Below are 25950 nucleotides of genomic sequence, written 5' to 3'. Positions count from 1 at the left end.
TTGCCATGGATAGGAGTCAACAATGAACGCAGTGAATTGGTTTGAGATCCCGGCGGTTGATCTGGGGCGCGCAAAAGTGTTTTATGAGGCAGTGTTTGCTGTGAGCCTGGCGCACATGGACATGGGCCCCTCGGCGATGGAAATGTTCCCAACCGAACCGGGCGCGCCCAACGCCGGCGGCGCCCTGATTGTGACGGAGGGCTACACGCCTTCGGCGACGGGCACGACGGTGTATTTTCAGACCGATGACATCGACGGCACGCTCGCCAGGGTCACGGCTGCGGGCGGCAGCATCCTGGCGCCCAAGATGGCGATCGGCGAGCACGGGTTCATCGCGCAGTTCCTTGATTCCGAAGGGAACCGCGTCGCGTTGCACTCAATGCAGTAACGATGCGACGTGTCTGCGTGGCGGTGTTCCTGCTGCGCAGGCGGCGATCACTCCCGCCACCCTGTCGCCGGAACGCATGCCGGATGCGGTCAGGCCACACGAGTTGCACGGCGCCGTCGCAACGCCCTCGGGCATCGCGAATGGTGGCGCTGGAAGCCTTGACACGGTGGACGCTGGGCGAACCAGCGACGGACACGCCGAGGGCACGCCCGACGGCCTGTACGTGGGCGGCCACGTTTCGTCCGGCCGACTGGGCCTCGGTGCGCGTCGTCGACGCGCGGAGGTCCCGGGCTTCAGCCCAGGGACAACAATCGCGGATAAACTCACGCGAACCATGGACGTTCCCACACTTTCGAGCCAGGTAGCCGCCGTGGAGCCCGCGCCCCCGTGGCGGCTGGCCACGCGCGTCGCGTTCCGGTTCTGCTTCGTCTACTTCGGTCTGTACATCCTGCTCGGGCAGATGAACTTCATCCCGTTCATTCCGCCGCTGCAGAGGTTTGCGCCAATCGAACCCACAGTGATGTGGGTGATCAAGAACGTCTTCCACGACGACCGGACGTTACAGGTGTTCGGCGGCAGCGGCGACAAGATGTTTGACTGGGTCTTTGTCCTGTGTCTCCTGACCTTCTCTGCGGTCGTCACTCTGCTCTGGTCGGTCATTGATCGCCGGAGGCACAACTACGTCTGGCTTCAGAAGTGGTTCCGTGTGTACCTTCGATTCGGGGTGGCCACGACGATGCTGGGTTATGGCATGCAGAAGGCCATTCCGCTTCAGATGCCCGCACCGTCGCTGACCCGCCTGTTGGAGCCGTACGGCAACTTCTCGCCCATGGGTGTGTTGTGGGCATCGATCGGAGCGTCATTTCCGTACGAGCGGGTGGTGGGCCTCGCGGAACTGCTGGCGGCCGGGCTGCTGTTCATTCCCCAGACCGTCCTGCTGGGCGGCCTCGTGTCCCTCGCGGATTCGATCCAGATCTTCACGCTCAACATGACCTATGACGTGCCGGTCAAGTTGTTCTCGTTCCATCTTGTCCTGCTGTCACTTCTGATACTGGCGCCAGATGCCCGCCGGCTCCTGAACCTGTTTGTGTTCAACAAGGTTGTAGAACCCTCGCGGCAGCCACCGCTCGGACGCCGGCGCCGTGTGATCCAGTTCGGGATTGTGGCGCAGCTCCTGCTGGGCGTGTACTTCTTCTGGGGCGCCTACCAGAGTGCCAACCAGGCGTTCTACACACGTGGCGGCGGCGCGCCGAGACCGCCGCTTTATGGCGTCTGGGTGATTGAGAAGATGGCGATTGATGGCGTCGAGCGCGCGCCCCTTGTGACCGACTACGATCGGTGGAGACGCGTGGTGATTCAATCGGGAACGACCATGAACTTCTGGCGCATGGATGACACCACGTTTGGCATGCCCGCGCAGTACGACTTGGCGAAGAAGACAATCACTCTGACGCAGGGTGTCGGTGCTCAGGCCAAGACGCTCGGCGCCTTCGCGTTTGATCAGCCTGCGCCTGACCGCCTGGTGCTCGACGGTGAGCTCAACGGCAAGAACATCCGGATGGAGACGCGACTGTTCCCTCGGGAGAGCTTTCTCCTGGTCAACCGTGGTTTTAACTGGATCCAGGAGCTTCCGTTTAATCGGTGACCTCGCCTCTTGATGCGGTCGTCATCGGGTCTGGCCCCAACGGCCTGGCGGCCGCGATCACTATGGCGCGCGCCGGACGCTCAGTTCGTGTGTACGAAGCAGCCTCCACCATTGGGGGAGGCCTGCGGTCGGACGTGCTGACAGAACCAGGGTTCACGCACGATGTGTGCGCGACGGTGTTTGCGATGACTCTGGCGTCGCCGTTCTTCAAAACGCTTCCGCTGGCAGACCACGGCCTGGAATTCGCGCACCCGCAGACACCGTTTGCGCATCCGTTGGACGATGGGACGGCCGTGCTGGTGGAGCGATCGATTGCACGCACTGCAGAGTCGCTTGACGCCGCCGACCGGCGCGCCTACGCAGACCTGATGTCGCCGATCGTGACCCACTTCGAGCCACTCATGGAGGCGCTGCTCGCGCCGCTGAATCTCAAGCGCCCATGGCTGATGGCGTCGTTTGGGTTGAAAGCCATTCAGTCGGCCGAAGGGTTCTCGGGCCGCAGGTTCTCCGGAGTTCGCGCCCGCGCGATGTTCGCCGGAGCCGCCGCGCACAGCCTCGTGCCGTTGGAGTACGCGGCCACCGCCGGCTACGGGCTCGGACTCATCATGGCGGCGCATGCGGTGGGGTGGCCGGTGGTGAAGGGCGGGTCGCAGAATGCGGCTCATGCCATGGCGTCGTACCTGCAGTCCCTCGGAGGTGAGATCGTCACGGGCGAACGTGTCGAGTCGCTCGCGCAGCTCCCGCGATCGCGGGTGGTGTTGTGTGATGTGACGCCCCGGCAGTTGTTGTCGATTGCCGGGGACCGGGTTCCTGCGGGTTATCGGCGGAGCCTCGAGAGGTTCCGCCACGGCCCCGGTGTGTTCAAGATGGACTGGGCGCTTCATGCGCCCGTGCCCTGGCGCGCCACAGACTGCGCCCGGGCCGGTACCCTTCATCTGGGCGGTACCCTCCAGGAGATTGCGTCCAGCGAGCGGTCGTCATGGAACGGTACGGTGCCGGAGCGCCCGTATGTACTGGTCGTGCAGCCGACGTTGTTCGATGACAGCCGGGCACCGTCGGGCCGGCACACGTTGTGGGCGTACTGTCACGTGCCACACGGATGCACGGTGGACATGACCGAGGCGATTGAAGATCAGATTGAGCGATACGCCCCCGGATTCCGTGACTGCATTTCTACGCGCCACTCGGCCGGACCGGCTGCGCTGGAGCAACGGAACGCGAATCTGGTCGGCGGCGACATCACCGGCGGCGCCGCAGATCTCGCGCAAGTCTTTGCAAGGCCCGTGGCGAGCCTCAATCCCTATCGCACACCGATCGACGGGGTGTACCTGTGTTCGTCATCAACGCCACCCGGCGTTGGCGTGCACGGCATGTGTGGTTACTGGGCCGCGATGGCGGCACTAGGGACAAAACGACCTCTGAAACAAAACGACCTCTGAGGTAATTACCGCTAAATGCGGACGGTAATTACCTCAGAGGTCGTTTTGTCCTCAGAGATCGTTTTGCAGCACCTTACCTGCCCGTCGCAGCGCCTTTTCGTACACGTCGCTCTTGACGTAGTAGTCGTGTCGAGGGCTGGCGACGTACCGCACGCCTCCGCGCAGGTCCGGACGGTCGGTCCGTCGCAACGTGTCGAATCCATCACGCACACTCGCCGGTGTCTGGGGGTCGAGATAAGACGCGACCAAGGCTGCTTGCGCGCCATCCAGCGAGTACGCGGCACCATCGGTTTCAAACAGGCCGAGGAAGAACAGATCAGCGTGACGCCGGTGGAACACGTTCAGGTAGAGATCGAGCGCGTCGCCACTGCGGTCCAGATCCTCTTCACGCAGGAATGGGAACGGCTTGTCGTAGCCCGTGGCCCACACGATCAAGTCGATCTCCTCGGACGTCCCATCAACGAAACGCACAGTCTTCCCGTCGAGCGACGCCACGTCCTTCCGCACGGAGATATCTCCGTGGCCCAGGTGGTGGAGGATCTGGGTGTTGAGGATCGGATGGGACCGGAGGATCGCGTGGTCCGGTTTCGGGAGGCCGTACTTGGTGAGGTCGCCCACAAGGACGCGGTTGATCAGGAAGCCGAAGACCCGTTCCTCGAGCCAGCGGGGTAATTGGGGCCCGGAGTGCGCGAAGACGTCCGACGGCTGGCCGAAGATGAACTTCGGGATGAAGTGATAGCCGCGCCGCAGGCTGATGAATGCGGCGCTCGCGTGTCTTGCGGCATCGCACGCGATGTCGGCCGCGGAGTTGCCACCGCCCACAATGAGGACGCGTTTCCCCTCAAACTCGCGGGGCGATCGATAAAAAAACGAATGATACGCCTCGCCCTCGAAGTGGCCTGGCACGACGGGCACCCTCGGAAACCACGTGGTGCCTGTGGCCACGCAAAGTGCGCGAGCCTGGCGCTGCTCGCCTGAGCTGAGGGCAATCGTCCACCCGCCCTCATCACGCCGTGATGCCGAGTCAACGCGCACACCGAACGTGATGTGACGCGCTAAATCGTGATGCTTCGCAAACGCTCGCAGGTATTCGAGGATGCGGTCGTGCCTCGGATAGTCGGGATACGACTCGGGCATCGGGAAGCCGGGCAGCCCCGACAGCCGCCGCGACGAAATGAAATGCGCCGACTCATACATCGGCGTCGCGTCGCGGTCGATGTCCCAGATGCCGCCGGGTTGTCGTCCGGCATCGACGATCTCGAACGGAATTCCGCGCGCTTTCAACGCGGCCGCCATCACCAGCCCGCCCGGTCCGGCGCCAATAATGCAGACAGGTTCGTTCCCGCGGTTCACGATGGCTTCCGCCCCCCCCCCCCGGCCCCACCCCGCCCCCGGGGTGGGCGGGGGGGGGGGGGGGGGGGCGCGGCGGGGGGCCGGCGCGGGGCGCCCCCCCCCGGCCCCCCCCCCCCCCCCCCCCCCGGCCGCGGGGGGGGGGGGGGGGGGGGGGGGGGGCCCCCCCCCCCCCCCCCCCCGCCCCCCCCCCCCCCCCCCCCCCCCGGGGGGCGGGGGGGGGGGGGGCCCCGGGGGGCCGGGGCCCCCCCCCGGGGGAGGCCGGGCCCCCCCCCCCCAGGCGAGTGCCGCTACTTCACCAGCATGTCTGGACCAATCGTCAGTGGCGGCTGCGGTTTTGTGCCGTCGGGCGCAATGTATGTCGCCTTGATGAGGAACGTCTGGTCGGTGACCTCCGCCGTGTATTCGAACGCGCCTCGCCTGGTCGGAATGGGCACACCGCGTGCGCGGAGCTCTTCCAGCGAGATGTACTTGCCTTCAAGCGCGAACTGCTGCTTCATCGCGCCGCCCATGCTGAGCAGGTCGGTTTTGACGGCCACGGTATCGATGATCGCCGTCGGTGACCCACCGCCGGCGGCCTTTCCCATGTTGTCCATCTGCGACGAATACACCCAAAGTCCCAGCGCCAGCGCAACACCAACTCCGACCACCAAGCCTAATCGCATGCAGCCTCCTGCCGGCGGATTGTAGCCGATGACGGCCCTCCCGTAGGTAGCTCGGCCTGTTCTTCAAGGCCGAGGCCTGCGCTCTAACCGGCGCCTTCTTCCCCGCTCATCAGCGCCGCGAAGCGCTCCACGCTCACGTTGCCACCCGAAAGCGTGACGCCGACGCGCTTGCCGGTGAATTGATCGCGGTGGTGGAAGAGCGACGCGAGCGCATTGGCGCCAGACGGCTCCACCACGAGTTTCAGCCGCTCGAACAGGAAGCGCATCATCTGCACCACCACCGGGTCTGGCGCGGTCAGCACACCCGCCAGCAGCGCCTGCATGATCGGGAAAGTCAGTGTTCCGCATGACTGGGTCTGCTGGCCGTCACAGATTGTGCGCGGCACATCGATGGTCACAATGTGACCCGCCGCGAGTGACTGTTTGATGTCGTTCCCCAGTTCGGGTTCGCTGGCAAACACCTCGATCCCCGGCGAGAGGTGTGTAGCGGCCACGGCACATCCCGACACAAATCCTCCGCCACCCGTGCACACGATCAGCGCGTCCAGAGGCTCGGGCGCGTCTTCAATGAGTTCGATCGCCGTCGTGCCCTGGCCCGCCATCACCGGATAGTAGTCAAACGGAGGGATCAGCGCCGCGCCGCGAGACTCGACGACCTGACGGGCGACCGCCGCGCGGTCTTCCGTGTAGCGGTCGTACGTGATGACCTCCGCGCCGTACCCGCGTGTGGCGGCAAGCTTCGATGCCGGCGCGTCCGCAGGCATCACGATCGTCGCCGCGCATCCGTGCAGTTGCGCGGCCAGCGCCACGGCCTGCGCGTGATTGCCGGATGAAAACGCCACGACGCCGCGCGCGCGTCCCTCTTCACCGAGAGCACTCACCGCGTTGTAGCCGCCTCGAAACTTGAACGCGCCCATCCGCTGCAGGTTCTCGGCTTTGAGATACACCTTCGCGCCTATGAGAGCGTCGAGTGTTCGTGAGGTGATGACCGGTGTGCGGTGTGCCACGCCCTTCAGGCGTGCCGCGGCAGCTTCGATATCGGAGAACGTCAGCATCATTCGCGATTCTATCCGGCAGGAGTAGAATCGGCGAATGCGCACATCCCTCCGGTCGTTCCTCGCTTTCGGCATTGCCGCTGTTGTGATCAGCCACCCGCTGGCAGGTGTCGCGCAGGGTCAAGCCGGCGGCCGTCAGGGTGGTGGGCGCGGTGGGGCTGCGGTGGGACCAGACGGGCAGTGCCCGGCGGGAATGACATTGGTGCGGCCCGGAAACTGCCAGGCTCCGGCAACACCGGCGCCTTCCATCGTGGACTACCGGCCCAAGTCCACCCTGATCGCGCCAGCCCATCCGGTGCAGAAGGCCAAGTACCCGGCGATCGATTTCCATGGTCATCCAGGCGCCCGCATCAGCTCCGCGGCCGGGCTGAAGACGATGTTTGAGGAGTTGGACGCGTTGAACGTGGGCCTGATGCTGAGCGCCGAGAACATGTCGGGCGAACGGCTGAAGACGACGCTGGCCACGGTGAAGGCGTCGCCCTATGCCAAACGCGTGGCGATTTTCACAGGCGTGAGCCTGAACGGCGTCGGCCCGGGATGGGCCACCAAAGCCATCGCGCAACTTGAGGCCGATGTGGCCGCGGGTGCGGTGGGCGTGGGCGAGATCGGCAAGGGCTTTGGCCTCAGCGCCCGCAAGGCCGACGGGTCACGCCTGCAGATGGACGACCCGGAGCTTGCGCCCTTCTGGGATGCCTGCGCGCGTCTGAACCTTCCCGTGTTCATCCATACGGCAGACCCGCCTGAGTTCTTCAAGCCGATCGACATGTTCAACGAGCGCTGGCTCGAGTTGTCCCTGTTTCCAGGCCGTGCCTATCCGTCCGATCGCTTCCCGGCATTCGAAACGCTGATGGCCGAACGCGATCGGTTGTTCAAGCGACACCCGAAGACGAAGTTCGTCGCAGCCCACCTGGGCTGGCACGGCAACGACCTTGGTCGGCTCGCGAAGATGTTCGACGCGATGCCCAATCTGTATGCCGAACTGGGCGCGGTGCTGTACGACTTCGGCCGCCAGCCGCGCGTGGCGCACGACTTCCTGCTCAAGTACGGCAACCGCATCCTTTTTGGCAAAGACTCGTACCAGCCCGAGGAGTATCCCTACTACTGGCGCGTACTCGAGACGAAGGACGACTACTTCGACTACTACCGCGACTACCACGCGTTCTGGAAGCTGTACGGCCTCGACCTGCCCGACGAAGTGCTCAAGGACATCTACTACCGCAACGCACTCCGCATCACGCCAGGGCTGCCGCAAACGGGATGGCCGAAGTAGAAATGGGCCAATGGGCCAATGAGGCAATGAGGCAATGGGGCTTGGCCCGCCCTTCGGCTATGATTTCAGCCGAGACGGAGTGCACATGAAGAAGTCGAAACTCGATCGCAGGGCGTGGATGTCTGGAGTCGGTGCTGCGGCCGCGGGTGTGGCGCTCGGGAGCACGCGTGTGGATGCCGACGCAGCTGCGACCCCGCCGCAGGCGGCACAGCCGGCGACGCCGTTTCAGCCGGCGCGTCATGCGCAGGATGAGTGGTTCGACAAGCTCCCAGGCAAACATCGTGTGATTCTCGACGTCACGTCGGCCGAGGGCTCGACGTGGGGCATCGCGTATGCCACGAATATCTACAACGCGAGCCGCACCGGATATCAGATCGAAAACGTCGACCTGGCGATGGTGTTGTGCCTTCGCCACTCTGCCACGAGCTTCGCCTTCAACAATGCCATGTGGGCGAAGTACGGCAAGCAACTCGCGGAAGGGTCTGAATACAAAGACCCCACCGGCGCGGAACCGAAGGCCAATCCGCGCAATACCGGTGAGCGGCCGGCCCTGGATGGCCTGATCAAGCGGGGCGCGCACTTCGCGGTGTGCGGCCTGGCGACGCGGCGTCTGGCCGGCATGATCGCGGGACGAGGTAATGACAGTGAAGCGGTGCTGAAGGAACTGTCCGAGAACACGATCGCCAACGCCCACATCATGGCTGCCGGTGTGGTGGCCGTCACACGCGCGCAGGAGTACGGCTACAGCCTCCTCCACGTCGGCTGATGAATCAGGTCACCCGGCCAGCGACCGGGCGGGCGCCGGTTGAATCGAGCCTCGTGTTTGCGCACGGCATCGCCGCGCTGGTCACACTCCTGCTCTCGGTCACGTTCGGCATCATCATCTCGATCCAGTTGTGGGCGCCTGACCTGGGCGCCGATACGACGTGGCTGAGCTGGGGCCGCCTGCGGTACGCGCACACGCAGGGCATCATGTTCGGCTGGCTCGCCAACGCCTTCTTCGCCTTCCTCTACCACGCCGTACCCCGGCTGACCGGACGACCCGTGACCAGCCCGCGGTTGGGACAATGGCTCTTTGCCCTCTGGAACGTCGCCGTGATGTTTCCCGGATGGGTGCTTGTGCTGTCGGGTGTGAGCCAGCCGCTCGAGTGGGCGGAGTTCCCGCTGGTGGTGGATGCGGTGGTGGTCATCGGCCTCGTGATGGCTGTGGTGCAGTTTGTGCCGCCATTTTTCTCGCGCGGACTTGATTCCCTTTATGTGTCCAGTTGGTACGTGATTGGCGCGCTGGTCTTCACCGTCCTGGCCTATCCAATGGGAAACATCGTGCCGGAGTTCGTGCCCGGCGCTGCCGGCGCGGCGTTCAGCGGGTTGTGGATTCATGACGCGGTGGGCTTGTTCGTCACGCCGCTGGCCCTGGCCATCCTCTACTACGTGATTCCGGCCGTCACCGGCAAACCCATCTTCAGCCACTTCCTGTCGATGCTTGGTTTCTGGCTGCTGTTCTTCCTGTATCCACTCAACGGCACCCATCACTACGTACTCTCCATCATTCCGATGGAAACGCAGGTGACGGCCATCACCGCGTCAGCGCTGCTCGGCGTCACCGTCATCATCGTTGTGGCCAACCTGCTGCTGTCGCTGCACGGCGCCGGCGCGTTCCCGAAAGACACTGGCCTGCGCTTTGTCGTGATGTCCACGCTGTTTTACCTGGTGGTCAGCATTCAGGGCTCGATGCAGGCGTTCATGTCCGTGAACGCGTTTGTGCATTTCACCGACTGGGTCATCGGCCATTCGCACCTCGCCATGCTCGGCTTCGCGACGTTTGCGGCGGCCGGCGGCCTCGCACACGTATGGCCGCACATTCCCGGCGCCCGCTTCAATGCGCGCGCCATGACGTGGGCCTACTGGCTGCTGTTCGGCGGCCTCATGTTGATGGTGGTGGACCTCACGATCGCGGGACTGTTGCAGGCGCAACTGTGGCAAATGGGCGCGCCGTGGACGAGTTCACTCGACGCAGCCCGACCGTACTGGATCGTGCGCACGCTGTCGGCCATTCCGATCGCGAGCGGGTTCATCGCGTTCCTCGTGGGCCTGACCACCGGTCCGCGCTCGCCCGTGCACGCGGAGGTGGCCCCGTGAACACGCAACCGGGACCCGTGCTCCGCATGTCGTACCTGGCCGCGAGTGTGGCAGGCGTGGCGTTTTTCATTCTGTCGGCAACGTGGCTGGGCGTGTGGCCTGCACGGAAACTGGCCGAACAGGCGCGCGTCTCAGGACCTGAGCGTGCCCTTGCCCTCACCGCCAGCGAGCAACGCGGGCGCGCGGTCTATGCTCGCGAAGGATGCGCCTACTGCCACTCCCAGCAGGTGCGATTCACAGATGCGGATGTCACAAGGTTCGGTGCGCCCACCCTTGCGTGGGAGACCCGGGGCGACACTCCGCACATGATGGGCACGCGACGCATCGGCCCGGACCTGGCGCGTACCAGCGGCACACGACCTGAAGACTGGCACCTGACGCACCTCTACGACCCTCGCTCGGTGGTGCCGGCATCCGTCATGCCCGCGTACCGGCAGCTCTTTGACGGTGGTCCCGATCGCCCGCGCCAATCCGCGCGCGACCTGGTCGCGTACCTCGAGACGCTTGGGCGCGCGCGTGAACTCGCCGGACCAGAGGGCGAGGTTCGTTCAGCCGCGGCCGCGCACAGTCATCGCGCGCTGTCCGTGGCATCGCCCGCGCTGAATGCCCACCCGGGCCGCGCACGTCGGACGGGCGAGGTTCCGGCCTTATCGCCCAATGGCGACCCTGTGCTCGGTGCCACTTTGTTCGCCAATCACTGCGCCGCCTGCCACGGCCCCAACGGCGTCGGCGATGGGGCCGGCGCGCGCGGCTTGCGCCCACGACCGGCGAACCTGGCCCTGCACTCATATCAGGCCGACCGCCTGGCGGAAGTGTTATGGAACGGCGTCGCAGGCACGGCCATGCCGGCATGGCGCGATCGGTCCCTTGAGGAACTCTCGGCCCTGGTGGCACACCTGCAGCGAATCACGGTCCCTGGTGTGCCGCCCGATCCCCTGCGCGAGGATCAGGTTAGGCCCACGGCCGCCGAACGTGATCTTGGTGCGCGGGTCTACGCCGCCAACTGCGCACAGTGCCACGGCACCGATGGTGCCGGAGATGGCACCGCGGCCAGGGGCTTGACCATCGCTCCGGCGGATTTGACGCGCCAGACGCCGATGTTCGATGAGGCACTCCGCGTCCTGCGCAACGGGATCGATGGCACCGCCATGGCACCCTGGACACCACGGTTGCGAGACGATGAGCTGACGGCCGTAGCCCACTACGTGCGAGAGTTCTACAAAGGCCGCAGATGATCACCGACATCATCGTGTATCTGTCGTGCGGATTCACTGTCGTGTTTGTGGCCGCCTGGGTGCTGCGGCCCGACCTGCGCGCCAGGATCGAGCGCCCGAAATACCTGTTCCTCGAGAATGTTCAACGCTACGATCGATCCGATGACTGACCCACAATCCCCACGCCCCGGCTCAGGCTGGACCGTCGTCGTGGCGGTGTCATCGGTGGTCGCCGTCATGGCGATTGTCGGCACGTGGTTCGTGCTCAGCCAGCAACGGCGCCAGGTGCCCGACGACGTACCGGCGCCGACTGAAGAGTACGGCCGCCGGCTGATTGCGCAGACGTCGTGGCTGCTCGGACCGGACAATCCGGATCCCGAGCGGCGATTCATGAACAGCCGGCTCAACTGCGGGTCGTGTCACCTCGATACGGGTATGCAGCCCGGCATGTTGTCGCTGACCGAGTCGTTCACGAAATATCCACGTTTCTCTGGACGCGACGGCAAAGAGGCCGACCTCAAGGAACGCATCGACGGCTGCATGGAACGCAGCATGAACGGGCGCAAGTTGCCGCGTGATGGCGTTGAGATGAATGCCATGGTCGCCTACATCCGATCGCTCAACGATCGATGGGTGGCCACCAGCCCGGCGCTGCGGGTAGTACTCGAGCCACCCGCGCTTCGCACACCCGCGCGTGCCGCGTCGCTTGAGAACGGGGAGAAGGTGTTCGAGGCCCGTTGCCGTGTGTGCCATGGCGGCGACGGCCTGGGCATGCTGGCCTCGCAGGATCCACGGCGCGGCTACGTGTTTCCGCCACTCTGGGGCGACGACAGTTTCAACAACGGGGCTGGGATGGGGCGCGTCCTCACGGCCGCACGGTTCATCAAGGCCCGCATGCCGTTTGGCCGCCCCGACCTGACTGACGATGAGGCGTTTGATGTGGCGGCGTACATCAATTCCAAGCCGCGGCCGCAGATGTCCGGCAGTCGGCTTGAGCAGGACTATCCCGATCGATCAACGAAGCCGGTGGACTCTCCGTACGGTCCGTATGCCGACCCGTTCCCGGCCGAGCAACATCGCTTCGGGCCCTTCGCGCCAATCGAAGCGTTCTACAAAAAAAAATAGCGAATTGCCGGGTCTAAAGACCCGGCCTCCGGCTCCTGGATTTCGTAGCGCGGCCTGGGTCTCAAGGCCGCGGTGTTCCGCGCGCTTGAGACCCAGCGCGCGCTACGAAGAAAAATCGGCGCTGCGACGTTAAGGCGCCCTATCGCGCGCGGAGGCGTGTGAGCAGCGCGCGCACCTGCGCCGGTTTGTAGCGCGCGTCTGACAGCGCGCCTTCGAATGCTCGCTGCGCGTCGTCGAACAGGCCGACCTTCGTGAGCGCCAGCCCGAGCGCGACGGGTTCGGTGGCCAGTCGAGTGCGATCGGCCTCGGCCGCCGACACAGCCGCCAGGCTGAGCACAAAGAAGCGCGCTTCTGGTTGTGGCGGGGCAGGGCGGACGACCTCGCCCTCGGGACGATGGGCCGTGACTTGCCACGCCAGTATCCGGTTACGCGGCAAGTTTCTGCGGGGCGTCCACGAGGTCGTGTCGAGCCGGCCGCTTGAGGCGACTTCCCTGAACCGCTCGTCGAAGACCGCCACCGAGTACGCGGTGGCACCGTCGACCGGCGTCCACGAGAAGAGAGGGCGCGCGTCGATGACACTGGTGCCCACTGGTGTTGTGAGTCCCGCCGGCGTTTCAGCTTCCGCAGTGCCAAGTAACGTGCCCGCGTGTCCGCGCAGCAGGGCTGCATGACGGGGAAACTCCATCCGGCCTGACTCGAGCGCCAGTGCGACGTCGTTACTCTCGTCCGGAGTCAGGATCGCAGGCGTCGAAGGTGCGGCTGGCGCAGCAGGCGGAGGAGGCGAAGTGTCCGTGGCCGCGGTCGATGCCTCTGCCGGTACCGCGGTCTCCTGCTTGGGAGTCGGCCATCCAAACCAGAGGACCATCCCAACGCCTGCTGCCGCAGCGCCCCAGGCCAACACCGGCGTCATCCATGAACGCCGCTTCGGAATCAGCTTCGCGACGTCCGCGAGATCGGCCACGTCCTGTTTGCAGATTCGGCAGTGTTCGACGTGATTCTCCACCCATTCGCGGTCCGCCTCATCCAACTGTCCATCCACAAGGGCGGTGAGATGTTCGTGGCCCGGGTGGTCGAAGTCATCGGGCGCCGCTGTCAGTGTGGCCGAGAGGGTTTGGGCCACCGTATCTGGATCAAGCGGTGCAGAGCGGCGCGGTTCAGTCACAACGACTCCTTCTGCAGCACATGACGCAAAATCGAAATCGATATTACCGTTTTGGTAGTCACGATCGATCCCCCGTCAAACGGCGCGCCAAACGCGCTCGCCCGGATTTCCGCAAGTTGATCACTTGTTGCCGGGTGATGCCCATGCGAGCGGCAATCGACAGGTCATCAAGCGGAAGGTCCGGCCACAAACGTGCCAGGTCACGTTCCGGGATCTCGAGGGCCGCGGCAATTTCTGCCATCGAGACGACTCCTGTGGCGGGAAGTAACTGGAGGATGGCGCCGCCGTCCGGGTCGCGCAGATTCAGTAGCAGGGCCGAGCGTTGCCGCGGAGGAAGCGCAACCAGTTCCTTCCACACGTCCTGCAGAGCGGTACGTTGTTCGAGCACGGCGCTGATGGCCGGCGCCGGGTCCGCCACCTGGCCAAGCCGGTCCGCAGCGCCCGGATCGGTCGCGCTGGTGACGGGCTGTGCGTCCGACACGCCGAGCAGAACGGCCATGGCATCAACGAATCGATCGAAGTCCACAGGCTGGCCACAGGCCGTCAGCAACGCAGCCGCCAGGGCCGGGAGCGCGGCCGCCGGGTCCACGAGGTGATCGCTGGCGAAGGCCTGCGGCGTTTCGAGCAGCGCCTGCGTGCGGTGTGAGCTCGTGGCCGCTGTAGCGAATGTGGCGGAGGTGGCCCGGCATCGCCAGAGTCCGTGCGCGTCCTCCTCAAGCCTGGTGTCTGGATGATGTGTCAGTGCGTACCGCAACCGGTTGCGTAGCCGCGTGCGTTCCGGGAACTGCTGTCGCATGAGCGCGTGACAGCAGTGTGCCGACACCGTGACGCTGTAGGCCAGGATGTCTTCGATGGGCTCTCCCACTCCGGCACGCAGCGACCACAGTTTTCGTGTGAGCTTCAGCCGTACTTCTGCCAGCACATCGTCAATCTGATGGGCCATTCGGCTCGACCGCGCAAGTCGCTGTGCGACCGAATCGCGCGAAGCCGCGCCGACATCGCCGGAGAGAAGTGCGTCGAGCGCCCGCCACGCATCCACATCCGGGATGGCGTCAAGAAACGCCGTCAGCCGGGGATCGTTCGGTCGGGGATTAACGGTCGCGCACATGGGATGAGTTGCACGGATGGTAATACGGCGGCCTCTTTCGCGTCATACCCGAGGGAGAGGCATATCGCATGAGGCAACTTCGAATTGTGGTGTGGGATGGTGTGCGTACGATGACCGCCACACTTGTCCTGGTGCTTGCGGTGATGGCCGGTTCGTCGTCGGCCCAGACCGGGATGTTGACCAGCCTGACCGTGGCGAATCTGAGCCCGGCGTTTGATCCCGCGATCAAGAGCTACACCATTCCCAGGACGTCTGCGTGCTCCGTTCCGGTGACGGCCACCCTCACGTACCCGGCGATCCACCGGATGTATGTCGCGAGCAGCCTGACGGCGAGTGGCGCCACAGCACGAGCCTGGGTGTGCGACGGCAGGACGAAGATCGACATCATCGTCTACCAGGTCTGGACCGAGAAGGCGCGTTACACCATCACGGTGGTGGACGCGCCGGCGCCACCACCGCCTCCGCCCCCTCCTCCGCCACCACCACCTCCTCCGCCACCACCACCACCGACGCCGTCGTTTGAACCGACGCCGTTGCCGTCGCCGATTCCGCCGTTGTCAGGCGATACGCTGCCGCAGGCGTCACCCACTGACGCGACCACGTCAGAGCGTCTGCTGCAGCAGGCCACGTTCGGGCCGACCCCGGCGGAGTTTGCGGCAGTGAAGGCGAAGGGCGTCAATCGCTGGCTGGCGGAACAGTTCCAGATTCCGGCCGGCGGCATTGCCGATGGCCTCGATACGAATCAGCTTCGTTCCGCGATGTTTCTGAAGATGGCGAACGGCCAGGATCAGTTGCGCCAGCGCATGGCGTTTGCGCTCGGTCAGATGCTGGTGGTGTCCACCAACAAACTGGTCAATGGGTACGAAGTCATTCCGTGGGTGCGCCTGATTGAGGATCACGCGTTCGGCAACTACCGATCGATCCTGCGAGACATGACGCTGAGCCCGTCCATGGGCAAGTACCTGGACCTGGCGAACAGTCTTGGCTCCGGCGGCAACGCGCCCAACGAAAATTTCCCGCGCGAGCTGATGCAGTTGTTCACCATCGGGTTGTATCAGCTCAACATGGATGGGACCTTCAAGAAGGACGCGGCGGGGCAGCTGATTCCCACGTACGACCAGACCGTTCTCAAGAATGTCGCGCGCGCTCTCTCCGGTTGGACGTATCCCACACAACCAGGCCAACAGCCTCAGTCGCGCAATCAGGACTACTTTGTCGGGTTGATGGAGCCCAGGCCGACGCGTCACGACGCCGGCGCGAAGACTCTGTTTAATGGCATCACGCTTCCGGCCGGGCAGTCGGTCACGAAGGACCTGGAAGACGTCATTGATGCCGTGTTCACGCATCCCAACGCCGCGCCGTTCCTGGCCACGCGGCTGATTCGATCGCTCGTCACCAGCAACCCGACGCCGGCGTACATCCAGCGGGTCGCGACAGTCTTCGCTGATAACGGCCAGGGCGTCAGGGGCGATTTGAAAGCCGTCCTTGTGGCGATCCTGACTGATCCGGATGCGGCGCTGGCAGGGGCCGGTGACGGCCGGCTGCGCGATCCGATCCTGCATGTGGCCGGCCTCTCTCGAGCGCTTGGCCTGACGGCAGCGAATCCGAACCAGTTCATGTACGTGCTCAGCAACCTGGGCCAGTCGGTGCTGACGCCAACCACGGTGTTCGGCTATTACTCGCCGCTGGCGCCGCTGCCGGGTGACCCCACGAAATTCGGACCGGAGTTCCAGTTGTATGGGCCGGCACTTTCCATCCAGCGCGCCAACTTCATCTACCAGATTCTGAACAGCCAGTTCAGTTCTTCATTCCCGGTGAACCTCGCGCCCTTCACGGCGCTTGCCGGTAATCCCGCAGTTCTGGTCGAACAGGTTAATCAAACGCTGTTGTTTGGCCGAATGTCGCAGGAGCTGCGGCAGGTTCTGCTGGCGGCCGCTCAGGCGACGTCAGACCTGAAGCAGCGGGCGTTGGGCACGTTGTATCTCACCGCGATCTCCAATGAGTTCGTGGTGCACTTTGGAGTCCAGTGACCATGGCACATTCACACCAGAACACCCCGGATCGTCGTCGCTTCCTCAAGCTCAGTGCGCAGCTCGCAGCGCTGGGCCTGGCCGGCCTTGGTACGGGCCTGCGCAGGTCGCACTCCTTGTTTGCAGCCGAGGCGCGTTCCACTGCAGCGCTCACCGACTACAAGGCGCTCGTCTGCGTGTACTTGTTCGGCGGCAATGACGGCAACAACATGATCGTACCGCTCGACGCGACGCGGCGGGCGCAGTACGAGAACCTGCGCGGCGGCCTCGCCCTGACAGGAAGCGAGTTGCTGTCACCCATTGCCGATGCCGGAGGCAACCCATGGGCCATGCACTATGGGCTGGCCGAGATGAACCCACTCTATGAGAGCGGCCATCTGGCCTTTGTGTTGAACATGGGTTTGCTCGAGAGCCCACTCACGCGCGCGGGGTTTCTGGCAGGGCAGGCGGCGCCAACGAATCTGTTTTCACATTCCGACCAGACGGTGCAGGCGCAGACGGGCATGCCGACGGCAGACGGGTACGGCTGGGGCGGCCGCCTGCTTGATTGCTTCGGCCAATCCGACAGTCTCGGGGCCGTCTCCGTCTCGCAGCATGCCTTGTTCCTGCAGGGACAAAATGCCGGTGGCAATGTGATTCCGCCAGGCGCGAACCTGCAACTGGGCGGCATGAGTTTCTGGCCTGAGAACGAGGCGCTGCAACGCCGGCAGGCCGTGGACAACATGCTCCTGATCGACGGCGGCCACCCGCTGCGCAAGGCGGCCAACAAGGCCATGGCCGACGGTCTGCAGCTCGCGGACACTCTTGCAGCCAGCGCTGGTTCCGACGCCGGCCTTGTGTTCCCCGGCACATCGATCGGCAACCAGCTCAAGGAAGTGGCGCGGCTCGTCAAAGTCCGGTCGGCCATGGGTCCAGGGCGCCAGGTCTTCTTCTGCTCGATGGACGGGTTCGACCTGCACAGCTCTCAGGACTGGACGCACTGGTACCTGCTCTCGCAGCTCTCCCAGGCGCTGCAGGCCTTCCACAACGCCATTGGCGATGCGAACCTGATCCAGCAAGTCACCACGTTTACGCAATCGGAGTTCGGCCGCACATTGCAGCCAAGCGGCAGTGGGTCGGACCACGCATGGGGCAGCCACCAGATTGTGCTGGGCGGCGCCGTGAAGGGCGGAGTCTACGGCGCACTGCCCACCCTCGCTCTGGGCGGGCCTGACGACGCCAACGATCGCGGCGTGTGGATTCCCACGATTTCCACAGCACAGTTCGGCGCCACTCTCGGCAAGTGGTTTGGCGCCTCTCCTGTGGATCTCGCAGGGGCCTTCCCGAACCTGGCCAAGTTCCCTGTCAGTGACATCGGCTTCATGCAGCCCGCGATCACGCCGTAAGCTACCCTGATGTGGGTGCGACACTCCACGACTCGCCTGCTTACGACCACCGTGTGCCTTGCTGCGGTCCTCTGTGCCGGGCATCCGACACTGGGCGCGCAGTCGGCTGCGCCGCCCGCCCAGGGGCCGGTTGACGCGTCGGCCGCCCTCACGGCAGTCATCACGCGCTTCTTTGCGGCGCCCTCTGACGACGGCCGCGCCGCAGTGCTCAAGGAGGCGCCGGAGCTGGCCGGCGAGCCGGCGCGCCCGGTTCTCTTCGAGCACGCGCTGAGTCTGCTGACCCTTCGTGAGTACCCGGCGGCCGAACGCGCGTACCGGGCGATCCTGTGGCTTGCGACAGCGACGAATAATCCCCGTTCGCGCTCGTCGGCTCTGACCGGGCTCGGAAGCGTGGACGGTCAACGAGGCAACCTCGCCAGCGCGCAGTCGCACCTCACAGAGGCGCTCCAGGTGGCCGAGGCCATTGGAGACCCGGCCGGCCTGCAACCGGTGATCTCAAACCTCGCCATCGTGCAGCGGCGCCTGGGCGACTTTGAGTCGGCTCAGGCGTCGTTCGACCGTGCGTTGGCTCTGGCCGAACAACTTCGGCGGCCCATTGCCATTTCGCGCGTCTACAACAATCTCGGGCTGATGCACTCCAGCCTGGGCAACGCGCGGCTGGCCCACGACTACTTCTCGCGCAGTCTTGACCTCAAGGTCGACGACGGGGGCCGCGGCACACTGGATATTGCGAACACGCTGAACAATATTGGCGGCCAGTACGACGAACTGGGTGACTATCCGCAGGCGCTGACCTATTACACACGGGCACTCGCGCTCATCGAAAAGGTCGGGGTCGCGCCGGCCGCCACGTCGACCTGGAACAACATCGGTCGCGCGCACGCCAACCTCAACCAGCCCGGTCCTGCAAGAACCGCCTTTGACCGTGCGCTGGCCATGGCCGAGGCGTCGGACGATTCCGGCACCGTCGCGACACTGCTCTACAACATGGGCACCCTCAGTCGCGACGAGGGAAAACTCGCCGAGGCGGAAACGCTGCAGCGACGCAGCCTCGAGCTGCGGGAACGCAGCGGCGATGTGGCCGGTCTTGTGGAGAGCCTGTCCGAGATGGCGAGTCTGCTTTTGATCGAGGGCCGCGCCCGCGAAGGCGAGCCGTACATCGCGCGAGCGATGCAGATGGCGTCGTCCTCCCGCCTGCTGGCTCATCTGGGCAGGGCCCAGTTGTTTCAGGGCCAGATTCACGAAGCCCTGGGGCGTACCGATGCCGCGATCGCGTCCTATGAGGCCGGTATCACCACGGCAGAAACGCTTCGTACGCGAACTGTCGGTGGCGAGCGGGCCCGCCAGGTCTTCATGACGGAACGCGTCGGGGCCTACCTCAGCGTCGCGGCCCTGCACGCCAGAGCCGGTCGCGGGTTTGACGCGCTCATGGCCGTGGAACGTGCCCGCGCCCGCACCCTGCTCGATATCCTGGCCGCCGGCCGCCAGCCCACCCGAACGATGACGGCGGCTGAACGCGACAAGGAGCGGCGCCTCAGCAATGTGATTGTGGCCTTGGGCGTTGAGGCGGCCACCGAGCGTCAGCAACGGGCACCAGACGCCGCTCGCATAGCCGCGCTCGAGGCCGATCTGGCTGCGGCCCGTCTGGCCCATGAAGCGTTCACAGCCGAACTCTACGGAGCCAACCCGGATCTGCGGATCATCCGCGGCGACGCACCCATTTTGTCGCGAGGCCAACTCGCGGCGATCCTGACACCGGGCACAGCAGTCCTCGAGCTGGTGGTGCAACCAGAGAGTGCGTGGGCCTATCTGGTGAAAGCCGGGCCTGATGGTCCCGTGGTCACCGCGAAGCAACTTGAGACGACAACCGACCAGCTACTCACGCTGGCGGACCGGTTCGCGAATCAGGTGTCAGGGCGCGACCTCGGCTTTGCTGCCACGTCTGGCCAGCTCTATTCGGCGCTGCTGGGCGCGTTCGATACATCGCTCTCCGGCGTCAGCCACCTCATCGTCGTACCGGACCACGCGCTTTGGCGCGTGCCTTTTCAGGCACTGCTCACACCGCGAGACACCTTCCTGGTCGAGGAACGCGCGGTGTCGTATACGCCCTCGCTATCGGCGCTCATCGCGTTGCGCGAGCGGCGCGCCAGAAGGGTTGGCGGAGAGCCCCGGCTGTTGGCGCTGGGCGATCCTGCGCTTGCCCCCGATGGCGCCACTCCTGGTTTGCCCGAGCGCTTACCGGAGGCCGCTCGAGAAGTGCAGGCACTGGAGCGGCTGTACGGGGCCAATCGCAGCGCGGTGTTTCTGGGCAGCGCGGCCACCGAAGGCACACTGCGAGCGGCTGTCCGGAACGCGAGCGTCCTGCACATCGCCACGCACGGAGTGCTCGACGATCGCAGCCCGATGTATTCGCACCTGCTGATGGCGCCCGACAAATCCGGAGACGGCACCGACGGCCGCCTGGAGGCGTGGGAGTTGCTCGATCTCGAGATCACGGCCGATCTGGTGGTGCTCTCGGCGTGCCAGACCGCGAGTGGTGCAGTCGGTGGTGGAGAAGGGGTGATCGGACTGTCATGGGCGTTGTTCGCCGCCGGCGCTTCGACCGCGGTAGTGAGCCAGTGGGAAGTGGACTCGGCGAGCACCACGGCCCTGATGATTGGGTTGCACGAGCGTCTGCTCGCGCCCAAAGCCGCCTCCGCTTCAGCGGCCGAGTCACTTCGTGGCTCAGCGCTCGCCCTGATGAAAGACCCGCGTTATCGCCACCCGTTCTACTGGGCCGGCTTCATCGTCATGGCGAATCACTAGAGCATGTCTGCCGGGTCTGAAGACCCGGCCTCCGAGGAATGGCCGTGTCTACGGAGGCCGGGTCTTCAGACCCGGCAGCACGTCGTGCTATCATTCCGGCCGCAGTCATGATGTTCATCGTCGCGCGCAGCTCGTCCAAACAGACGAAGTCCAAGCGGGCCTCGCGAAAGCGGGTCCCGCGGGCGCAATGGCGGTGACGACAGTGGTCTGAAAAGACCGGCTCGAGAACACGAGCACCTGATACCCGCTGTTGCGCCTGGCGCTCAGCGGGTTTTGTGTTTTTAGGAGACAACGGCAGTGACGAAGATCGATGTAGGAGTCTTGGGCGCCACCGGCATGGTGGGGCAGCAGTTTGTATCCCGTCTCGAGAACCACCCGTGGTTCAACGTGGCGTGGCTTGCGGCGAGTGAACGGTCGGAAGGCAAACGGTACGCCGAGGCATCAGCCTGGCGGTTGCCCACGCCGATGCCAGAGGCCGTGCGCCAGTTGACGGTGGACGCGTGCGTTCCTGGCCGAGGCCCGAAGGTGGTGTTTTCCGCCCTCGATGCCGGCGTGGCCGGCGACGTGGAAGAAGCGTTTGCCCGCGCGGGCCACATCGTGTTGAGCAACGCGCGCAATCACCGGATGGATCCACTGATTCCGCTGCTCGTGCCCGAGATCAACAGCGACCACCTCTCGCTGCTGGTCGAGCAACGGCGCGTCAAAGGCTGGTCCGGGGCCATCGTCACCAACCCAAACTGCTCCACGGTGGTCCTGGTCATGGCGCTCGCACCGCTGCAGCGGTTCGGCCTCAAGAGCGCGGTGGTTTCAACGATGCAGGCGGTGTCCGGTGCGGGATATCCGGGCGTGCCGTCGTACGACATCCTGGGCAACCTGGTGCCCTACATCGGTGGCGAAGAAGAAAAAATCGAATCCGAGACGCTGAAGATTCTGGGATCTGACGGAGGCCGTACGCTGCACACGATGGTTGTCTCTGCCCATACGAATCGCGTGCCCGTGATCGATGGCCACACGATGACCGTGTCCGTTCAGGTGGAAGCGAAGGCGGAACTCGATGATGTGCGGGCGGCGTTTCAGGGCTTCGTGGGCCGGCCACAGGAATTGAGGCTGCCGACCGCGCCGATTCCGGCGATCCTCCTTCGAGACGAACCCAACCGCCCGCAGCCGCGCCTGGACTCGGACCTTGGTGGCGGCATGGCTGTGTCGGTCGGTCGCCTGCGGACGTGCCCGGTCATGAGCTTCCGTTTCGTGGCGTTGGGGCACAACACGGTACGCGGCGCCGCCGGCGCTTCGATTCTCAACGCCGAGTTGATGCACGCGGAGCTGCAGTGTTTGTCCTGAAGTTCGGCGGCACGTCGGTGGCGGACCGGGCCGCCATCATCAGGCTGATCGAGATTGTGCGTGCGACGCGCCAGGCGGCGCTGCCGAACGCGCTCGCCGGCACGCAGCAGGACCCGCGCGGGCCCATTGTGGTGGTGTCGGCGTTGGGGGGCGCCACGGATCGGTTGCTTGGCCTGGCCGCGCAGGCCGGGGCCGGTGATGCCGATGGGGCGCGAGAGAACGTGCGCCTGCTGCTGGAGCGTCACATCGAGGTGGCGGGCGTCATCACGGATGACGGACTGCGATCGGACGTTGAAACCTACCTCAATGCCGAGTTCGGATCGCTGGCGCGAGTCGTCTCTGCGTTGGCTGTGCTTGAAGAGGTGTCGCCCCGCTGGCTGGACGCCATTGCCGCCGTCGGTGAACTCGCCAGCAGCCGCATCGTGGCTGCGGCACTCGAGTCGCGCGGCGTGCCGGCCGCCTGGGTGGACGCGCGAAAGGTCATGGTGACCACCGCCGAACACACGGCCGCACCGCCGCTGATGGAGGAGACCGGCATCAAAATGACCGCCGCGCTCGTTCCGTTGTTATCGGCGCGGCGGGTACCGGTGATGGGTGGTTTTGTCGGCGCCACCGTCGACGGTGTCACCACCACGCTCGGCCGTGGCGGGTCGGATTACTCCGCAGCCATCGTTGGCGCCTGCATCGGCGCGTCGGAGATTCAAATCTGGACGGACGTAGATGGCATGCTGACAGCGGACCCGCGACTGGTGCCGTCTGCCAGGGTCGTACCGCAGCTCTCATTCGACGAAGCATCGGAACTCGCGTATTTTGGCGCCAAGGTGCTGCACCCGGCCACCATCCTTCCGGCGATGGCGAAGAACATTCCGGTACGCATCCTCAACTCGCGCCGTGCCGAAGCGCTGGGCACGCTCATCACCGCGAGCCGCCCTTCGAGCGGACTCCCGCTCACTGCGGTCGCATCAAAACGCAACGTCACCGTCGTGGACATCTCGTCCACGCGGATGCTCATGGCGCACGGCTTCCTGCACAAGCTCTTTGGTGTGTTTGAACACCATGCGACGTCGGTTGACGTCGTCACCACGTCCGAAGTGTCTGTTTCGGTCACCGTGGATGATGGGCGACGGTTGCCGAGGATCCTCGAAGACCTCAAGGCGTTTGCTGAAGTGACGAGCAGCAGCGATCTGGCGGTGCTCTGCGTGGTCGGCGAAGGCATTCAGGGCGACGCCACGTTTGTGAGCCGGCTGCTCAAGGCGTTGGGCCCGGTACCTATCCGCATGTTGTCGCAGGCGTCAGAACGGCGGAACATCACCATTGTGATACCGGATGCCGACTTGCCAGGGGCGCTGACCCGCGTGCACGAGGAGTTCTTTACATGAAGACTCGCCTGCTCATCATCGGTCACGGTCGCATGGGCAAACTGGTGGAGCAACTGGCGCCCGACTACGGATGCGAGGTCGCGGGCATTGTGACCAGCGCTGCCGGTGCGCGCGGCATCGCCGAGGCCGAAGGGCCGTTTGACGTGGCCATCGATTTCACCACGCCTGATGCCGTGCCTGCGAATCTGACCGCACTGGCCGAGCGCAAACTGAACGTGGTGATTGGCACCACGGGCTGGCAGGCCGCCGAACCGGGGCTTCGCGCTGTGGCTGCAGAGCACCACATCGGCGTACTGGCGGCGTCAAATTTCTCCATAGGGCTCCACATCTTTCGCAAGGCGGTGGCTCAGGCGGCGTCTGACTTTGCCGCCCAACCGCAGGTGGGCGCCTGGATTCACGAGGCCCATCATTCGGCCAAAAAGGATGCGCCGTCCGGCACGGCCCTGACGCTGAAACAGGCCATGGAAACGGCCGGTTACACCCGGGGAATGGATGTCTCGTCCACGCGCGCGGGCTCGATTCCCGGCACACACACGGTTGGCTTCGATGGCCCGAGCGAAACGGTGACCATGACCCACACTGTGCGCGATCGAGCCGTGTTTGCCAGGGGCGCGCTGGATGTGGCGCGCTGGTTGGTGGGCAGGCACGGCTGGTTTACGATGGACGACTACCTGAAGGAGTTGCGATGAGAGTCCCTTTCACTGGCGTTGGTACGGCGCTGATTACCCCGTTCCACCACGACGGAACGCTCGATACGGCTTCTGTCAGTCGGTTGGCCCGACGCCAGGTTGACGCAGGCGTCCATGTGCTTGTGCCATGTGGCACCACGGGAGAAACACCGACGCTGTCGGTGGACGAGAAGCGCCGCATCATCGAGCTCGTCGCGGCCGAAGCCAAAGGGCGCGCGTTGGTGTTGGCGGGCGCGGGTGGTTACGACACCAAGGAAGTCATCCACATGGCTGGGGTGGCGAAGGCGGCCGGCGCCGACGGTCTGCTCTCGGTGACGCCGTATTACAACAAGCCCACACCGGAAGGGCTGTACCAGCACTACAAGGCCATCGCCGAAAGCACCGATCTGCCGATCGTGGTCTACAACGTGCCCGGACGCACCGGCGTCAACATCGAACCCGCCACACTTGTGCGACTCGCGACGATTCCGAACATCATCGGCGTGAAAGAAGCCTCTGGCAACGTCACGCAGATGGCGGAAATCTGCCGCGCAGTGCCGTCGGACTTCATCGTCATGTCGGGAGACGACGCCCTCACGCTGCCGCTGATGGCGCTGGGCGGCCACGGCATCATTTCAGTGGCGTCAAACGAAGTGCCTTCAGAGATGGTGCAGATGGTGGAGGCGTTTGAGCGCGGCGCGCTGCTCGAATCGCGGCACTGGCACAACAAGTTGCTGCCGCTCATGCAGATCAATTTCGTCGAAGCCAACCCCATTCCGGTCAAGTTCGCGATGGCGGCGATGGGGCTGTGTGAAGAGGTCTATCGGTTGCCGATGGTGTCACCGCGCAAAGCGTCGCAGGAGAAGATCGCGGCCGTACTGGCCGAGTTGGGGCTGCCGGTTGTTGCTGGTGCCATGACCGGAGCCTCTGCGTGACGTCGCTCGAAGCCACCATTGCTGCGTTGTTCGCGGCCGGCAGCAACGCCGACAAAGACGCCGCCAGGAGAGCGTTCTTTGAATTGCAGAGCGGCCTCAACACCGGCGACATTCGCGCGGCCGAGCCCGACAGTGCATCGCCGACAGGCTGGCGCGTCAATGTGTGGGTGAAACAGGGCATCCTGCTGGGCTTCCGGTTTGGCGACACGGTGGACGCCTCGTCGGATCACGGCAAGTGGCCGTTTTTCGACAAGGACACGATGCCGCTCAAGAAGCCGGCACTTGGTGACGGCATCCGCATCGTTCCCGGTGGGTCCACCATTCGGCAGGGCGCCTACGTGGCGCGCAGCGTCGTCTGCATGCCGCCGATGTACATCAACATCGGGGCGTATGTAGGCGAGGGCACGCTCATCGATTCGCATGCGCTGGTGGGATCGTGCGCCCAGATCGGGGCGCGCGTGCACGTGAGCGCCGCCGCGCAAATCGGTGGAGTCATCGAGCCCGTGGGCGCGATGCCCGTCATTGTGGAAGACGACGTGCTGGTGGGGGGCAATACGGGGATCTATGAAGGCGCGGTGATCAAGCAGCGAGCCGTGATCGCGGCTGGCACCGTGTTGACCGGGTCCACGCCCGTGTACGACCTGGTGCACGGCCGCATCATCAAGCCCGAGCCGGGGCAGCCGCTCGTGATTCCCGAAGGCGCGGTGGTGGTGCCGGGCGCCAGGAACGTGACGGTGGGCGCCGGCAAGGAGTGGGGCCTGTCGCTCTCGACACCAGTGATTGTGAAGTACCGCGACGACAAGACCGATACAAAGACGGAGCTGGAGTCGTGGATCAGGTAGCGCTC

Annotated in this window: 22 protein-coding genes; 17 read left to right on the top strand and 5 right to left on the bottom strand. The window is 64.9% G+C overall.

Annotated features, from left to right (window positions below; genetic code table 11):
• Window positions 1–22: 22 nt before the first annotated feature.
• From IPL75_22225 to IPL75_22215, 3 genes are all read left to right on the top strand, one after another.
• Window positions 23–388 (top strand): VOC family protein, encoded by a 366-nt coding sequence (locus IPL75_22225; protein MBK9242914.1) that lies wholly within the window; start codon window positions 23–25, stop codon window positions 386–388.
• 76 nt (window positions 389–464) lie between these two features.
• Window positions 465–2033: a DoxX family protein gene (locus tag IPL75_22220; GenBank protein MBK9242913.1), complete on the top strand. Its 1569-nt coding sequence runs from the start codon at window positions 465–467 to the stop codon at window positions 2031–2033.
• Complete coding sequence (locus IPL75_22215; GenBank protein MBK9242912.1) at window positions 2030–3472, top strand: NAD(P)/FAD-dependent oxidoreductase; 1443 nt, start codon at window positions 2030–2032, stop codon at window positions 3470–3472. The genes IPL75_22220 and IPL75_22215 overlap by 4 nt, the downstream gene beginning before the upstream one ends.
• Before the next feature lie 51 nt (window positions 3473–3523).
• Here the strand turns inward: IPL75_22215 and IPL75_22210 are convergent, their stop codons facing one another.
• The 3 genes from IPL75_22210 to IPL75_22200 form a co-directional block, all read right to left on the bottom strand.
• Entirely contained in the window at window positions 3524–4825 is a 1302-nt protein-coding gene (locus IPL75_22210) for an NAD(P)-binding domain-containing protein (protein ID MBK9242911.1), read from the bottom strand.
• Window positions 4826–5112: 287 nt separating this feature from the next.
• Window positions 5113–5487 carry a hypothetical protein gene (locus IPL75_22205; GenBank protein ID MBK9242910.1) on the bottom strand — a complete coding sequence of 125 codons (375 nt, stop codon included), beginning with the start codon at window positions 5485–5487 and terminating at the stop codon, window positions 5113–5115.
• An 83-nt stretch (window positions 5488–5570) separates the two neighbouring features.
• Entirely contained in the window at window positions 5571–6542 is a 972-nt protein-coding gene (locus IPL75_22200) for a pyridoxal-phosphate dependent enzyme (GenBank protein MBK9242909.1), read from the bottom strand.
• A 37-nt stretch (window positions 6543–6579) separates the two neighbouring features.
• Here IPL75_22200 and IPL75_22195 point away from each other — a divergent pair, with 37 nt between their 5' ends.
• The 6 genes from IPL75_22195 (at window position 6580) to IPL75_22170 (ending at window position 12290) form a co-directional block, all read left to right on the top strand.
• Entirely contained in the window at window positions 6580–7812 is a 1233-nt protein-coding gene (locus tag IPL75_22195) for an amidohydrolase family protein (GenBank protein MBK9242908.1), read from the top strand.
• A gap of 85 nt (window positions 7813–7897) precedes the next feature.
• On the top strand, window positions 7898–8578 hold the full coding sequence (locus IPL75_22190) for a hypothetical protein (protein ID MBK9242907.1): 681 nt from the start codon (window positions 7898–7900) through the stop codon (window positions 8576–8578).
• Complete coding sequence (locus tag IPL75_22185; GenBank protein ID MBK9242906.1) at window positions 8578–9951, top strand: cbb3-type cytochrome c oxidase subunit I; 1374 nt, start codon at window positions 8578–8580, stop codon at window positions 9949–9951. The genes IPL75_22190 and IPL75_22185 overlap by 1 nt, the downstream gene beginning before the upstream one ends.
• Entirely contained in the window at window positions 9948–11186 is a 1239-nt protein-coding gene (locus IPL75_22180; protein ID MBK9242905.1) for a cbb3-type cytochrome c oxidase subunit II, read from the top strand. The genes IPL75_22185 and IPL75_22180 overlap by 4 nt, the downstream gene beginning before the upstream one ends.
• Window positions 11183–11335 (top strand): hypothetical protein, encoded by a 153-nt coding sequence (locus tag IPL75_22175; GenBank protein ID MBK9242904.1) that lies wholly within the window; start codon window positions 11183–11185, stop codon window positions 11333–11335. Before IPL75_22180 ends, IPL75_22175 begins: the two co-directional genes overlap by 4 nt.
• A complete protein-coding gene (locus IPL75_22170) occupies window positions 11328–12290 on the top strand; it encodes a c-type cytochrome (GenBank protein MBK9242903.1) in 963 nt (320 codons plus the stop codon). The genes IPL75_22175 and IPL75_22170 overlap by 8 nt, the downstream gene beginning before the upstream one ends.
• Before the next feature lie 139 nt (window positions 12291–12429).
• Here IPL75_22170 and IPL75_22165 read toward each other — a convergent pair whose 3' ends face one another.
• A complete protein-coding gene (locus IPL75_22165) occupies window positions 12430–13452 on the bottom strand; it encodes a zf-HC2 domain-containing protein (GenBank protein MBK9242902.1) in 1023 nt (340 codons plus the stop codon).
• 58 nt (window positions 13453–13510) lie between these two features.
• A complete protein-coding gene (locus tag IPL75_22160; GenBank protein MBK9242901.1) occupies window positions 13511–14560 on the bottom strand; it encodes a hypothetical protein in 1050 nt (349 codons plus the stop codon).
• Window positions 14561–14628: 68 nt separating this feature from the next.
• On the opposite strand from IPL75_22160, the gene IPL75_22155 reads away from it, so the two are divergent.
• The 8 genes from IPL75_22155 to IPL75_22120 all read left to right on the top strand — a co-directional run bounded on the left by IPL75_22155 (window position 14629) and on the right by IPL75_22120 (window position 25945).
• Window positions 14629–16590, top strand: coding sequence for a DUF1800 family protein (locus IPL75_22155; GenBank protein MBK9242900.1), 1962 nt, complete (start codon window positions 14629–14631; stop codon window positions 16588–16590).
• A 2-nt stretch (window positions 16591–16592) separates the two neighbouring features.
• A complete protein-coding gene (locus tag IPL75_22150; protein MBK9242899.1) occupies window positions 16593–17975 on the top strand; it encodes a DUF1501 domain-containing protein in 1383 nt (460 codons plus the stop codon).
• Between the two features lie 9 nt (window positions 17976–17984).
• A complete protein-coding gene (locus IPL75_22145; protein MBK9242898.1) occupies window positions 17985–20780 on the top strand; it encodes a CHAT domain-containing protein in 2796 nt (931 codons plus the stop codon).
• Between the two features lie 297 nt (window positions 20781–21077).
• Window positions 21078–22121: an aspartate-semialdehyde dehydrogenase gene (asd, locus tag IPL75_22140; GenBank protein ID MBK9242897.1), complete on the top strand. Its 1044-nt coding sequence runs from the start codon at window positions 21078–21080 to the stop codon at window positions 22119–22121.
• A complete protein-coding gene (locus IPL75_22135) occupies window positions 22109–23500 on the top strand; it encodes an aspartate kinase (GenBank protein ID MBK9242896.1) in 1392 nt (463 codons plus the stop codon). Before asd ends, IPL75_22135 begins: the two co-directional genes overlap by 13 nt.
• Window positions 23497–24189, top strand: coding sequence for a dihydrodipicolinate reductase (locus IPL75_22130; protein MBK9242895.1), 693 nt, complete (start codon window positions 23497–23499; stop codon window positions 24187–24189). The genes IPL75_22135 and IPL75_22130 overlap by 4 nt, the downstream gene beginning before the upstream one ends.
• Window positions 24186–25103 carry a 4-hydroxy-tetrahydrodipicolinate synthase gene (locus tag IPL75_22125; GenBank protein MBK9242894.1) on the top strand — a complete coding sequence of 306 codons (918 nt, stop codon included), beginning with the start codon at window positions 24186–24188 and terminating at the stop codon, window positions 25101–25103. Before IPL75_22130 ends, IPL75_22125 begins: the two co-directional genes overlap by 4 nt.
• Window positions 25100–25945 (top strand): 2,3,4,5-tetrahydropyridine-2,6-dicarboxylate N-succinyltransferase, encoded by an 846-nt coding sequence (locus IPL75_22120; protein MBK9242893.1) that lies wholly within the window; start codon window positions 25100–25102, stop codon window positions 25943–25945. Before IPL75_22125 ends, IPL75_22120 begins: the two co-directional genes overlap by 4 nt.
• Window positions 25946–25950: the final 5 nt, after the last annotated feature.

The sequence above is a fragment of the Acidobacteriota bacterium genome (assembly GCA_016716905.1).
In the GTDB taxonomy this organism is placed as follows: domain Bacteria; phylum Acidobacteriota; class Vicinamibacteria; order Vicinamibacterales; family SCN-69-37; genus SYFT01.
This window is presented reverse-complemented; position numbering and strand designations above follow the sequence as displayed.

What these genes read in the sequence shown, in the direction of transcription:
- IPL75_22225 (MBK9242914.1), top strand. Translation starts at nt 23, where the DNA reads ATGAACGCAGTGAATTGGTTTGAGATCCCGGCGGTTGATCTGGGGCGC.
- IPL75_22220 (MBK9242913.1), top strand. Translation starts at nt 465, where the DNA reads ATGCCGGATGCGGTCAGGCCACACGAGTTGCACGGCGCCGTCGCAACG.
- IPL75_22205 (MBK9242910.1), bottom strand. Translation starts at nt 5,487, where the DNA reads ATGCGATTAGGCTTGGTGGTCGGAGTTGGTGTTGCGCTGGCGCTGGGA.
- IPL75_22200 (MBK9242909.1), bottom strand. Translation starts at nt 6,542, where the DNA reads ATGCTGACGTTCTCCGATATCGAAGCTGCCGCGGCACGCCTGAAGGGC.
- IPL75_22195 (MBK9242908.1), top strand. Translation starts at nt 6,580, where the DNA reads ATGCGCACATCCCTCCGGTCGTTCCTCGCTTTCGGCATTGCCGCTGTT.
- IPL75_22190 (MBK9242907.1), top strand. Translation starts at nt 7,898, where the DNA reads ATGAAGAAGTCGAAACTCGATCGCAGGGCGTGGATGTCTGGAGTCGGT.
- IPL75_22185 (MBK9242906.1), top strand. Translation starts at nt 8,578, where the DNA reads ATGAATCAGGTCACCCGGCCAGCGACCGGGCGGGCGCCGGTTGAATCG.
- IPL75_22175 (MBK9242904.1), top strand. Translation starts at nt 11,183, where the DNA reads ATGATCACCGACATCATCGTGTATCTGTCGTGCGGATTCACTGTCGTG.
- IPL75_22170 (MBK9242903.1), top strand. Translation starts at nt 11,328, where the DNA reads ATGACTGACCCACAATCCCCACGCCCCGGCTCAGGCTGGACCGTCGTC.
- IPL75_22160 (MBK9242901.1), bottom strand. Translation starts at nt 14,560, where the DNA reads ATGTGCGCGACCGTTAATCCCCGACCGAACGATCCCCGGCTGACGGCG.
- IPL75_22155 (MBK9242900.1), top strand. Translation starts at nt 14,629, where the DNA reads ATGAGGCAACTTCGAATTGTGGTGTGGGATGGTGTGCGTACGATGACC.
- IPL75_22150 (MBK9242899.1), top strand. Translation starts at nt 16,593, where the DNA reads ATGGCACATTCACACCAGAACACCCCGGATCGTCGTCGCTTCCTCAAG.
- IPL75_22145 (MBK9242898.1), top strand. Translation starts at nt 17,985, where the DNA reads ATGTGGGTGCGACACTCCACGACTCGCCTGCTTACGACCACCGTGTGC.
- IPL75_22130 (MBK9242895.1), top strand. Translation starts at nt 23,497, where the DNA reads ATGAAGACTCGCCTGCTCATCATCGGTCACGGTCGCATGGGCAAACTG.
- IPL75_22125 (MBK9242894.1), top strand. Translation starts at nt 24,186, where the DNA reads ATGAGAGTCCCTTTCACTGGCGTTGGTACGGCGCTGATTACCCCGTTC.